The organism is Tateyamaria pelophila, from assembly GCF_019966495.1.
Classification (GTDB): domain Bacteria; phylum Pseudomonadota; class Alphaproteobacteria; order Rhodobacterales; family Rhodobacteraceae; genus Tateyamaria; species Tateyamaria pelophila.
Genome location: NZ_JAIMIA010000021.1, coordinates 36,634 through 49,363 on the forward strand (window position 1 = coordinate 36,634; position 12,730 = coordinate 49,363).

Consider the following 12,730-nt stretch of genomic DNA (forward strand, 5'->3'; position numbering starts at 1 on the left):
GCGGGTGCGTTTGTCAATGGATGGGGTAGGGCGCGTTCCTCTCCGTCAAGCTAACGTCGTACGAAAGCTGTCGGGAAAGGGAACAACAGGGCTTGCGCGCTCACCAGGGCCGGGATTGGTCAGGTGTTCTGTCTTCTGCTTCGGCCATGGCGTCCAGCAGAAGCTGTTTCATTGCCCGTCGTTGATCGGTGTGATCGGAAGACTGATAGAGATTGTGCAACTCACCGGGGTCGTCAGCCAGATTATACAACTCGCCCGCGCGGGTGTTTCCACACGCGGGCGATCCATGCCAGATGATGAGTTTCCAGTCGCCTTGGCGCAGCATCGTCGTCATGATCAGCGGTTCAGTGTGAAAACCCGAGTAGCGGTATTCGCTCAGCGCCCAGGTCCGAAAACCCGCGTCCTCCCCAAAGACCAGCGGCAAAAGGGACTGCCCTTGCACCCCCGCACCCGGCGCGCAGCCCGAAGCGGCGAGGATCGTCGCGCTCAGGTCGATCCACTGCACCGGATTGGCAATGCGCTGCCCCGCGGGGATCTGGCCGGACCAGCGCGCGATAAGCGGCACACGACAAAGATCGTCATAAAGCTGGGGACCCTTAAGCAGCTGTTGATGGTTGCCCAGCATTTCGCCGTGATCCGACGAGAAAATGACCAGCGTGTTTTCCAGTACCCCTGCCTCTTCCAGCGCCCCAAGCATGCGCCCGACTTCATAGTCGATCAGCGCAATCATGGCCCAGTACTGTGCCCGGATCTCGTTGATTTCCGCCCCGGTATAGTCCTGAAAGCCGGGGGCCGTCCCGCTGTAGCTTTTCTCCGAACATGCGCGGTGGTCCTTTGGTTTTTCATCCAACTCGCCGGGTTTGGTGTTGGGTTCCGGGATGGCATCCGCATCAATCATATCCCGGAATTCCTGCGGTGCACCAAAGGAATGGTGTGGATCAAAAAAGCTGGCCATCAGGAAAAACGGTTTGGATTTGGCACGGTCATGGGAGATGAAGTCGATCGCCCGCTCGGCCACCCAATGGGAATAATGTGCCTCTTTCGGGACGTGGTCGATGGGTGTCCCGGTGCGCGCTCGATTGGAGTATTCCGTGTTCTCGTTGGCGCCTGTGTCGGGAAAAATGCCTTGATAGACATCGGGATGCGTTTTGCGCAGCCAACGGTGATAGTCGTTTTCCAAAGCCCGGTGATTTGGTCCATGCGCCCATTCAAACACCCTGTAGCCGTCATTCTGGCGCGGTTCCGTCCGCCACGTGTCGCATGGCGCGAGGTGCTGTTTGCCGATCATGCCACAGTCATATCCCGCATCCGCCAGCGTTCGCGTGAACATGTGCTGGCCCTTGGGCAGTGGCACCCCATTGGCATAAAGACCGTGGTTTGAAGGGTATTTCCCGGTAAAGAGCGAAGCCCGCGACGGGCTGCATAGCGGGTTCTGCACATAGCAGTTTTCGAACAGTGTCCCGCCCGCTGCCAATCTGTCCAGGTTGGGTGTTACCGCCCAGGAGGCCCCGGTGCAGCCCAGACTATCACCGCGTTGTTGGTCGGTGCAGATAAGCAGGATATTGGGGCGATCGCTCATCTTCAGAACTTCGCGATGCGTGGTTCAGTGCGGTCTTCAAGTGCGACACGGGCATCCATCATATGGTCGAGCATCTCTTCAAGCCTGTCTTGATGGGCGGGATCCGCCGCGAGGTTCTTTGCCTCTTTCGGATCGGAACTGAGGTCATACAAGCGTGTTTCCCGGGGCTCGCCATGGGTCAAAACCAGCTTCCAGTGCTTTGTGTTGAGCGCCGTTTGATGCGGGTGCCCGGGGTGGCGTAAACGGCTGAGTGCCCAACCGCGCGGCGTTACTGAGGTGAGGCACTGGCCTTGGAGCCGTTGGGGCCGTCGCACCTGGGCGAGATCACACAGTGTCGGTACAACGTCCATGGTCGACACAAGGCCCCCTATGCTTTGTTGTGCAAGATGTGGGGCACACAGCAGCAAAGGGACGTGGATCGCCGCATTGTTCAAGGGTTGCGCCGCAACGCTGCCGACGCAACCACGCCCTGCCGTCACGACGATCACCGTGTTCTGCGGCACTCCCGACAAGACCGTGGCTAGGGCCGCATCGGCTTGCCGCAGGGCTTTTGGGTCCAATGCCTCAACAAGGGCGGGGCCACCGCCCATGCTGTGCCCTACAACAAACCCCGCCACGCCGAAAAACGGCCCGCCCAGTTCAACACGGCCGCAGACTTTTGTGCCCACCCACGCATTAAAGCTCAGATGATCCGGCACGTTGGCCATCGCCTCATGGTGTGCCTGCGGGATTTCGGTGTCATCCGGGTCCGCCTGTCGCGGGAACACCTCGGTATAAATCGAAGGGGCGGTATGCTCCAGCCAGCTTAGGTAAGCGTTCTGCCGGGACCGATGAAGCGGGCCATGTGCCCAGTCAAAGTGATGATATTCGTTAGGCCGCGCATGTTCTGTCGTCCAGTTCGACACACCGGCCAGATGCCTGCGTCCGACCAGCCAGCTGTCGTATCCGTTCTGGGCGAAAACTTCGGGCAGTGGCGTTTCACGTCCCGGCAACGCGACGCCATCTGTCCAAAGATTGTGGGCCGCGACGTCAAGCCCGGTGAATAGGCTTGCCCGCGCCGGGCTGCTTTCGGGGGAGCAGGTGAAGGCTTGTGAGAAATGCAGGCTGTTGCTTTGCAGTGCACGCAGTGTCGGCAGAACGTCGATGTGCTCTTGCAAAGCCGTTTCACCAAGGCTGTCAAACACCACCATGAGGATGTTGGGGCGGGCGGGCGGGGTCACGGCGCATCCCAAACGATGCGAAAGCCCTGATGTGGCGTCGCACTGTCGGGGGAATTGCCGCTGCGCGCGGCGATACGGTACCGATAGCAATAACTGCGATGGCACAGATAGGACCCGCCCTTGAGCAACCTGAATCCGCGCATGCCCGCCATCTTGCGCTCCACGCTCTTTTTCAGCGATTTGACGCGGTACCGGTCCGCAGTCCATTCCCAGACATTGCCAACCATGTTGTAGAGCCCGTAGCCGTTCGGGGCAAACGAATGCGCCGGGGCGGTATGTGCGAACCCGTCTGCGCCGGTATTTTTCGCAGGAAAAGATCCTTGCCAGATGTTGCATGGCATATGGGTTTCGTCATCAGGCTCCGCATCGCCCCATGGATACCGCACATCACCCAAGCCGCCGCGCGCGGCATGTTCCCATTCCGCCTCGGACGGCAGCCGACCGCCGCACCAGCGCGCAAACGCAACCGCGTCATTCCATGAGACCTGCACAACAGGATGATCGGGCGCGGGCTGCACAGTCCCCGGTCCATGCGGTGCCAGCCAAGTCGCGCCATCGACCCTGCGCCACCATTCCGTGCCCAAAACCGCTTGCGTTTCGCGCACATCCGATGGGACGTCCGAGAAAAAGACAAAGGACCAGCCGATACGCTCGGCCTCGGTGACATAGTCCGTGGCTGCCACAAATTCGGCGAATTCCGCGTTCGTCACGGTGTTCGGAGCCATGCGAAAGGGTCTCAGCTTTTTGCGGCGCAAAGGCCCTTCGCCATCATCGGCAATCAGTGGCGCGCTGGTACCGAGCAACGCCGTACCGCCGGGAATGTCAATTTTCACCATGGGATTTGCTGGCTTGCTCTTGAAAAGCAGGACCTCGGATGGCGCGTTCGTTTTGGTCTCTCTTGCGGGACTGCAACAGCCCTTTTGTCCTGCGTCCATATTCTGCCGCCTTACTTGATCCGTAAGCCTGTCTTATCAAATCTATGCAAGTTCTCCATATCCGGCGTCAGAAAAACGGTGTCCCCCGCCGCAAGCCGCAGCTTGCCCGGCGCGCGGACGGTCATCGTGTCGACGACACCCGCGACGTCAACGCGGATGAACGTATCGCTGCCCAGATGCTCCGATATGCCAACGATGCCTTTCCAGTCGCCACTCCCCGAGGAAATTGTCAGATGCTCCGGTCGAATTCCGATTGAGGTGGCCTGTCTTTCCTCCGCATGCGCACCAGTGATGATGTTCATCTTGGGCGATCCGATAAACTCGGCGACAAACCGGTTGCGGGGGTTGTCATAAAGGTCGAGCGGGCTGCCAACCTGTTCGATGACACCGGCGTTCAAAACGACAATCTTGTCGGCCATCGTCATCGCCTCGACCTGGTCGTGGGTGACATAGATCATCGTGGTCTCGAGACGTTTGTGTAATTCGCTGATCTCAAGTCGCATGCCCATACGCAAAGCTGCATCGAGATTTGAAAGCGGCTCGTCGAACAGAAAGGCAGAGGGTTCACGCACGATGGCGCGCCCAATGGCCACGCGTTGACGTTGCCCGCCCGACAGTTGCTTGGGCCGCCGGTCCAGATAGTCCGTAAGGTTTAGCACGTCGGCCGCATTGTCGATCCGGCGGGCCTGTTCATCGCGGGTGAGGCCCGCCATACGCAGCGGAAAGGCGATGTTCTGGGCAACTGTCAAATGCGGATAAAGTGCATAGGACTGGAACACCATCGCCAACCCGCGCTTGCCCGGCGACTGATCGGTGGCATCAGCCCCGTCAATTTCGATCACACCACCCGTGACATCTTCCAATCCGGCGATCAGGCGCAGTAACGTCGATTTTCCGCAACCCGACGGACCAACGAAAACCACGAATTCGCCTTCGTTGATTTCAAGGTCCAGCGGTGGAATGACCGTGACCTTGCCAAAGTCCTTTTGAACGCCTTTGAGCTGAATACGTCCCATTTACCGGGTTCCTTCCCTGTGCTGGCCGCGGGCGATGTGCAAGGGCGGGGACATCATCGCAAGTGCGCCGCGCACGCAAGCCTGCACGAACCCTTGTGTTTTCAGTCCACTCTCGGAGCGCCATTTGAGGATGTCGGTGATCATACGCGCCTTTGTTACGGCATGGGCGGGATCATCCCACAGGTTGATCTGCTCGCTCGGGTCGGTGGCGAGGTCAAACAGTTGCCCTGCCTCGCTGTCGACGAAATGCACCAGCTTCATTCGGCCATCGAGCAGCATCGTCATCAGCCGTGTCCCGGTCAGTAACGCGTCGTTGGAATGCTCGGCAAAAACCTGACTGCGGACCGGATCCGGTCCGTCGTCAAGATAGGGGCAAAGCGTCTGCGCCTCCATCCAGTCCGGCACGGGAACACCCGCCCAGTCCAGAATGGTCGGCCCCAGATCGAACAGCGCCACATTGTCGGAAACCCGTTTGCCGGCAGGAACGCCCGGACCTGCAACAATGGCGGGCACGTGCACGGTGGATTGATACATGTTCCATTTCTGCGAATGGCCGTGATCACCAAGGGCGTCGCCATGATCGGAGGTGAAGACGATCATCGTGTTCTCCAGATCGCCACGGGCCTCCAGCGCGTCGATGATCTCGCCCACCTGAGCATCGATCATGGTGACGTTTGCATAATAATGCGCGCGTTGCCTGCGTGATTGTTCCGGTGTCGGCGCAGGCAGGTGCACCACGCCGTCCGCATCATCACGCAACATGAACTCGCGCAAGCCTTGCAGGGGCTCCGGCTGGGCTTCGGGGTCAGGTGGGATCACCTCGGGCAGATCCCTCCCGTCATACAAGTCAAGATAGGGCTGCGTCGGATCATATGGCGGGTGCGGTCCGGGCAGTCCGATTTGCAGGAAGTAAGGACCATCGCCGGTGTAGCGGTCCAGCCACCATTTGGCCATTTGTCCGGTGAACACATCCGGGTGGAGTTTTTCGTCGTGCTCCCAGACCCAGGCCCCCAATTGATCACCGTAATCGTTCTTGCGCCGCTGGGTCACGCGCGAGGGTTTTTCCTGACCACTCAGGAAATATGCCTTGTCCCAATTGTCCAGATAGAATGGCAGGTTCGGGTGGTCGCGATCCTTGTTTTCGGTGACATGGCGTTCATGAAAGCCAAAGGCACCTTCGATGGGCATCGTGTGCATCTTGCCGACATTCACGGTGCGATAGCCTGCTTCGGCCAGATCCTTGACCCAGCAATATTGCCAGGGCTCGTCGTTGCGAAAGACACCGTTGGTATGCGGGTACGTGCCCGTGAAAAGTGACGCCCGCGAGGGCGCACAAGAGGGCGATGTGATGTACATGTTCTCAAACGCCGTGCCGCGCTGCGCCAAGCGGTCGAGATTGGGCGTTAACATGTGATCCGCCCCGAGCGCCGCGATGGTGTCATAGCGCTGCTGATCGGTAATGATGAAAACGATATTTGGGCGTTTGGTCATGGGCTACCCTTTCACCGCGCCAGAGAGCGATTGAACGATATATCGGTTGGCAATCGCCATCAGCGGCAGGATCGGCAAGGTCAGCGCGATGCTGGCCACGGCGATCGAGGCCCAGTCGACGCTGTCATAAGATATAAAGTTCATCACCGCGACAGGGGCCGTGGCCGTGCCTGAGCGGGTGATGATCAGCGCATAGAAAAAGTCGTTCCACGCCACAAGGAAGGCAAGGATTGCCGCCGCGACAGCACCGGGGCGCGCGGCAGGAAGCGCAATCAACAGAAAAGCCTGCATCAGGTTTGCATCGTCCATGATCGCCGCCTCGATCAACTCATCGGGGACCTGGGCGAAGGAGTTCCACATTGACCATGTCACCAGCGGCAGGGTCAGCGTCATATAGGCGAAAACGAGGCCCATATAGGTGTCGATCAACCCCGCGTTTACATAGAGCAGGAAAAGCGGGATCACGAAGCCCACCGGCGGAGCCATCCGCAGCAACAGCAGCACCCAGGACGCGACGAATTTGCCCGACAGCCGCGCCTTGGCCAGAGCGAAGCCTGCAGGCACACCCACGATCATGGCAAAGGCCGTCGAAAGGCCCGCAGTAATGAAAGAGTTCATCAGCGCGCTTGGGAAGTTTGAGCGGGTGATCTTGAAGAAATTGTCCAGCGTCAACGCCAACGGGCTTTCCCAGATCGGTTGGAAAATGGCCATGGGTGCCCGAAATGACAAGATCAGCACCCACAGGGTTGGCACAGCGGCGAAGGCCAACAGCACCAGCATCAAGGTCAGGCCAATGCCGCGTTTCACCCGGAACTCTGGGCTGTTGTCGATCATGTCGTCACCCGTTGATTAAGCTTGGCCACGTAGTAGCTGATCAAGGCCGCCATCAGGAACAGCATCACCGCGATTGCCGCGCCGTAAGCCACGTTGGAGTTTTGAAAAGTCTGCACATAGGCATAGAAGTTCGTGGCCTGCGTTGACCGACCCGGCCCGCCCTTGGTCATCACAAAGATCATGGGAAAATGTTTCAACGAGTCGATGAAGCGGAACAGTGTGACCATCAGCAGGGCCGGGGCGAGCAGCGGAAGAGTGATGTATATAAAGGTCTTGACCCGCGTCGCCCCGTCGATCGCGGCGGCTTCCTCCAGATCGGGGGAAATGCCTTGCAATGCGGCCATGATGATCAGCATCGCAAAGGGAAAATTCGTCCATGTGTCGGCGATCACGATTGCCGTGATCGCGCCCCATTGGCTGGTCAGGAATGCCGGCACGGTGATCCCGAACAGATCAAAGAAGGCGTTGATGGGCGACAGTGTCGGGGTGAACAGCGACAGCCAGATGAGCGCCACGGCCACATGAGGGACGGCATAGGGCAGCAGGAACAAAATGCGCCCGACCCGCCATTTGCCCGTGATCTTTTGCAACCCGACCGCGACAGCACTGCCGATCAGAACCTGCAACGCCACGCCAAAGAAAGACAGCGCGGCCATCACATAGATCGAGTTCATCAGCCGCTTGTCCGACAGCATCTTGGCGAAGTTCTGGAAGCCAAAATCCCAGTTCGTGCCACGGATCAGATGGTAGTCGCTGAAGGCCAGCCCGAACATGCCCGCAAGCGGGACGATGGCGAATATGCCCACGGCCAGGATGGCGGGCACCATCATCAGGCGGTAGCCGCGTTGCAGCTCATATGTGGCACCCCTGCGGGGCGTTGCATGCGATGTCATGACGATCCTCGATCAATGGTCCCGACGGGCAGCAGCCCGCCGGGTGCGTTCAGCTGTGCCGTCTACAGGCCGAGGATGTCGCGCATATCCGCATCTGCCTGTTCCAGCGCCTCTTCGGGCGTCATCAGCCCGTTGATCGCTGCATTCACGCTTTCACCGATTGCCTGACCCAAGGCGGGCCATTCGGGGATCAACGGACGGTAATGGCCTATGGCCAAGTCCAAGGCCGCGACCCGCATCGTCAGAAAATCCGGGTGGATTGCAGCATATTTCGCGATCACTTCGGGGTTTTGAGCGACGGAGGCGGTGGTGAAATCCGGAAAGGATTCAGACATGGCAATCTTGGCCACGGTCTCTGAGCTCACAGCCCATTCAATGAACCTGGCGGAGGCTTCCGGGTTCGGAGCACTGGCCGGAATACCCATGCCGTGCACGCCGATTGCAGGGGACCGTCCCGCAGGACCACCCGGTGGCAAGGCGATACCGGTGACGTCAGCAAATTGACTTTTCGCCGGATCGACGAGCTGGCTGATGATCCCGGTGCCCTCGACCGTAAAGGCGACCTGACCGTTTTCCGCCGCTGCCTTGACTTCGGCGAAGTTGAAGTTGCCGGCGCCTGCCGGACCATAATCATTGATCAGTTTGACATAGACATTCAACGCTTCAAGGTTCTCGGGCGAATTGATCGCAGGGGTCAGATCGCCACCCTCGTAGTCGGCAAAGAACGTCCCGCCATAGGCGCGCATGACCATCGGAAAGATGAACATGTTGAAGCCCTGACCGGGCACCGCACGCAGTGCAATCGCGGCCTGATCATCGGTCGTGATCTTGGCCGCTACGTCCAGCATCTCTGCCCAGGTCTGCGGTACTTCGGCGCCTGCGGCTTCCAGAAGATCCTCGCGGTAGCTCATCAGGCCAACACCCGCGAAAAAGGGCAGGGCCCATTGATCGCCATTGACGTCATAAGCGCCAAGCGGGCCTGCCAGAATGTCGGATGTGGTTTCTTCGGAAACCAGATCGGTCATCGGCTGCAACCAGCCCGCCTGGATCCAGCGCTGCACCTGAATGACAGGGGTATGAACGACATCGATGTCGCCGGTGCCACCGGTAAACGACAGCGTGATGCGGCTCTCGAAAACGTCTTGACCAACCACGTCGATATTTGCCTTGATGCCGGTTTCGGCTTCAAAATCATCGGCAAGTTTCGCCAGACCGACGGTATAGGGCATTCCGAACATCAGCACGTTGATTTCTTCTGCCTGCGCCGCCGTTGGCGCGACGGGTGCCGCAAGTGCAAAACTGCTGACAAGGGCCGCTGTAAATAAGTGTTTCATAAGTTCCTCCCGGTTGATTGAGCCCGCCGCGCTTATCCTCCGCGCAGCGGCATGGCGTGATATTTCGGCTGCAAACGGGCAGCCGCAGTTTCTTGGTAAACAAGCTCTGAAAGCTCTTGGCGCGCCTTGAGCAGCGCGTCTTGATATTCATTGATCGGCGCACATACCCTTTCGGCGGGTTCGGCCAGGGCCAGAAGATGCAGAAACTTGCCATCAGGATCCTGGATCACGGTCGCGAAACGCCGGATGCCGACATGGTTGCCCTGCAAGTCGGCCGCAAACACGTCCTTGCGCCGATCAGCAAGCAATGTCCTGACGCGCGCAGCAGACAGGGGCGTCCCGGTTCCCCCGCGTGCGCGCAGGGTTTCGAAAAAGCCATCGGTGAAGAAGCGCGCCTCGACCTCGTCCCAATCGAAACGGCTGAGATAAAGCTGTGACAGCACATCAAGCTCATAAAGCGAACGGCGAAAGCCCACGCTTGCCCGGATCACAACATTGGGGTCTGGATAGTCTGTTTTGGAATGCCAGAGCAACTCGTGCCCCGCGACAACAACCACTTCGGCAGAGACGTTCAGACGTTTGGACAAGGACCGCATCGTCTCGTCCAGCTTGGCGAGATAGATTTCGGACATGGGCACGTTTCGGTCCAGTCTGAAGTTGCGAACAACGTATTTTTCGCTGGTCCGAAACAGATATCCCCAATCCGACAGGGAACGGATGATGCGGTTGAGGGTCGCGGGCGGCAAACCACAATCTCGCGCAATATCCACCTGCTTCAGCGGCCCGGGACCAGCTGCCATGATATACTCCAAGACCTGCAAAGTTCGTTCTGTCGGATTCATTCAAGTATTTCATATTAGGAATCACTAATTCCATATATGGAATCATTGATCGAGACTGCGGTGTTTGCTCTGACCTGTCAATTTTAATTTGCGAGACCGAAAGTGTTCACGTCTGAAACGCAGATCATGTCGAAAGAAAGCGGACCTGGATGTGGATGGAATCAATGCCTGTGAAGACCGATGCGCTTTCCGCGTCGCGGGCGTTTTCGAGTTTGTCAAAGCCCTGTGGGCCAGCGCCGTCCACGGCATGAGGCGAAAAACCCAGACCAACCCGCATCTTGCATCACGTGCCCACGGGCATTCAGGCATTCGGGTTGGCACGCGCACCTTTATCACTTGAAACGTCGCAAACCCCACCCACGAAGCATGATCGTTGTTCAGTGCGAGGCCGCCAAGGCCTCCGGCACGGATAGCGCTGCGCCGATAAGAAAGCTCAATGAACCAATCAGCGTGAAGCCTGTGGAAAGAGCAATGATCATAACCGATGGTCCAGTCGGTGGCACAAAAGCAAAGATGGCCGAAATCATGAATGCCACGCAACCGACAAAGTTGATCATGACGATCCACCAGGCAAGCGATCGTGGTTGCCACGACCACCAGTTGTGGGAGGTTTCGACCAAAGCCAGATACCCCGAAATCAAAAAAAGCACGGACCCCAAAAGGTCCGGCGCCCAGATCAAACCATCTTGGCGCATCCATCTGCCAACGCCGAGCCAGGCGTCAAAGGTGTTGATATTGAAAAGCAGCGTTCCGGCGAACTGGGTAATGCTGGCAATCCATCCGGGGTCGTCAGGCCGCCAGCCGATCAACACCCGCGAACGGGACGGCGTGGTGATTCTGCTGAGCGGTGGCGCATTTGCAGATTGAATGAGCTGGAGGTACGCGCCAGACGTGAACAGGACAGACCCAATAAGAAAAACAAGATTGATCTGTGTCTGCGTCAATGACACCCCTTGCGCCAGAGATGGGGTAAGTGATACCGCAGCCCCAAATGAGAACAGCAGCGCGCCGATTGCGAAACCGAAGGCGATCAGCAAATTGAAGGTCAGCGACTGAAAAACAGTTTTCGGCACAAATCTGGTGCCAAGACCCTTTCGATGGTCGCGGGCCTTCCAGATCCTGGGCCCACGCTCCGATGAAAAATGGCGCAGAGTCACAAAAGGGCCCGCGCCTTGGGCGCGGATCAGCGCCTCTTTCGGAGCTTTATCCTGCATGGATGTCGATGTGGTGACCGGCCCCTTAATGGTGAAATCCTGATGCATCATCGTTTGCGAGGGGTATTTTCGTCGGGTTTTTATCCATGTGGGCAAGCGCATCGCGCATGTGGTCAGGCAAGAGAGAAGCGAGGTCGCGGCTTACGCCGTTGCGGACCAAAATACGCTGGATTGCCGTTTCCTGCTGATTTGCGGGCAAGGTGTATGCCGGAACCTCCCTGCCACGCGCTCTCAAACGCTTTGCCAGATCAAACAGTGAAAACCTCTGATCCATTTCGGTCTGCATTGTCCAGCACACGCAGGGAATACCTTTGTCTGAAGCACCGCCATACAGGATATTGAAGGGACCAATTTTGGCGATTTCTTCCGTCAGAAATTGCGCGGTTTCGTCACAGGCAGTGTGGTCATCAGCATAGCCACTGCGCCTCAACCGCAGGAAGTTGTAATATTGGCAGACGATCTGCCCGCCCGGTCGTGAAAAATTCAGTGCGTTGTCGCGCATATTGCCGCCGAGATAATTGACGTAGAAGACCATTCCATCGCGAAGATCGGCTGCGCTGCGCCAGATGACCCAGCCAACGCCCAGCGGGGCCAGACCGATTTTATGACCGGAAGTGTTGATCGAGCGGGCTCGTGGCAGGCGAAAACCCCGTTCCAGATCCGGCGGGCAGAACGGAGCACGAAACCAACCACGGGCACCATCGACATGGATCGGGATGTCGAGACCTTTGTCTACTTGAAACGTATCAAGCGCATCGGACATAGCTTTGAACGGTTCGTACTCGCCGGTAAACGTCACGCCCAATGTGGGCACAACGCCGATCGTGTTTTCATCGCAACGGGCGATGACCTCTTCGGGGGTCATCAAGAGGCGACCATCTTCCATCGGAATTTCGCGATGCTCGATGTCCCAGTAGCGGGTAAAATTATGCCAGCAGTTCTGCACAGGCCCGTTGATTATATTGGGTTTTCCAGTGGGCTTTTCGGCTGCATGTTGCCGCGCCTCCCAGCGCCGTTTCATCGCCAGACCGGCCAGCTTTCGCACGGAGCGCGCCTTGATCTCCGCTGTTTGAGGATACTCAACCTTGTCGACCATTTTCTTGTCAATGCAGTCATCCATCAGGCGATACAGTTTTGGTTCGTCAAAAGTCTGGCAGAAAGTTGCGACATTCTGGCGGGTATTCCTATCACGCATCAGTTCATCACCGACAGTAGCCTAAGCATGACGCGGGTCGCGCCCTTCGATGGAAAAATCGGTCTTTGGCAACGAAAACGACATATCCCGCGCCCCGTAGATTTCCGAACCAGTGTCCTCGCGCGACGGCTTTTGCATTGCTATATCTTCCAATATGACGAGTTGTTCCGACACGTA

General features: G+C 58.0%; 11 protein-coding genes. 1 reads left to right on the forward strand and 10 read right to left on the reverse strand.

What is annotated here, in order from left to right:
* Positions 1-100: 100 nt before the first annotated feature.
* The 9 genes from LC354_RS09110 to LC354_RS09150 all read right to left on the reverse strand — a co-directional run bounded on the left by LC354_RS09110 (position 101) and on the right by LC354_RS09150 (position 10,144).
* Positions 101-1,579 (reverse strand): sulfatase family protein, encoded by a 1,479-nt coding sequence (locus LC354_RS09110; RefSeq protein ID WP_223423119.1) that lies wholly within the window; start codon positions 1,577-1,579, stop codon positions 101-103.
* A gap of 2 nt (positions 1,580-1,581) precedes the next feature.
* A complete protein-coding gene (locus LC354_RS09115; RefSeq protein WP_223423121.1) occupies positions 1,582-2,799 on the reverse strand; it encodes a sulfatase family protein in 1,218 nt (405 codons plus the stop codon).
* The gene (locus LC354_RS09120; protein WP_223423123.1) at positions 2,796-3,635 is read right to left on the reverse strand and encodes a formylglycine-generating enzyme family protein; all 840 of its coding nucleotides are present in this window, start codon (positions 3,633-3,635) and stop codon (positions 2,796-2,798) included. Before LC354_RS09120 ends, LC354_RS09115 begins: the two co-directional genes overlap by 4 nt.
* Before the next feature lie 110 nt (positions 3,636-3,745).
* On the reverse strand, positions 3,746-4,750 hold the full coding sequence (locus LC354_RS09125) for an ABC transporter ATP-binding protein (RefSeq protein ID WP_223423125.1): 1,005 nt from the start codon (positions 4,748-4,750) through the stop codon (positions 3,746-3,748).
* Positions 4,751-6,241, reverse strand: a complete 1,491-nt coding sequence (locus LC354_RS09130; RefSeq protein WP_223423127.1) for a sulfatase family protein — start codon at positions 6,239-6,241, stop codon at positions 4,751-4,753.
* 3 nt (positions 6,242-6,244) lie between these two features.
* Positions 6,245-7,075, reverse strand: coding sequence for a carbohydrate ABC transporter permease (locus LC354_RS09135; protein WP_223423129.1), 831 nt, complete (start codon positions 7,073-7,075; stop codon positions 6,245-6,247).
* Positions 7,072-7,968, reverse strand: a complete 897-nt coding sequence (locus LC354_RS09140; protein ID WP_223423130.1) for a carbohydrate ABC transporter permease — start codon at positions 7,966-7,968, stop codon at positions 7,072-7,074. Before LC354_RS09140 ends, LC354_RS09135 begins: the two co-directional genes overlap by 4 nt.
* Before the next feature lie 62 nt (positions 7,969-8,030).
* Positions 8,031-9,302, reverse strand: a complete 1,272-nt coding sequence (locus LC354_RS09145) for an ABC transporter substrate-binding protein (protein WP_223423132.1) — start codon at positions 9,300-9,302, stop codon at positions 8,031-8,033.
* Between the two features lie 32 nt (positions 9,303-9,334).
* Entirely contained in the window at positions 9,335-10,144 is an 810-nt protein-coding gene (locus tag LC354_RS09150) for a helix-turn-helix domain-containing protein (protein ID WP_223423134.1), read from the reverse strand.
* Positions 10,145-10,510: 366 nt separating this feature from the next.
* Here LC354_RS09150 and LC354_RS09155 point away from each other — a divergent pair, with 366 nt between their 5' ends.
* The gene (locus LC354_RS09155) at positions 10,511-11,011 is read left to right on the forward strand and encodes a hypothetical protein (protein ID WP_223423136.1); all 501 of its coding nucleotides are present in this window, start codon (positions 10,511-10,513) and stop codon (positions 11,009-11,011) included.
* A 372-nt stretch (positions 11,012-11,383) separates the two neighbouring features.
* Here LC354_RS09155 and LC354_RS09160 read toward each other — a convergent pair whose 3' ends face one another.
* Positions 11,384-12,553: a glutamate decarboxylase gene (locus tag LC354_RS09160; protein WP_317849284.1), complete on the reverse strand. Its 1,170-nt coding sequence runs from the start codon at positions 12,551-12,553 to the stop codon at positions 11,384-11,386.
* Between the last annotated feature and the right edge of the window lie 177 nt (positions 12,554-12,730).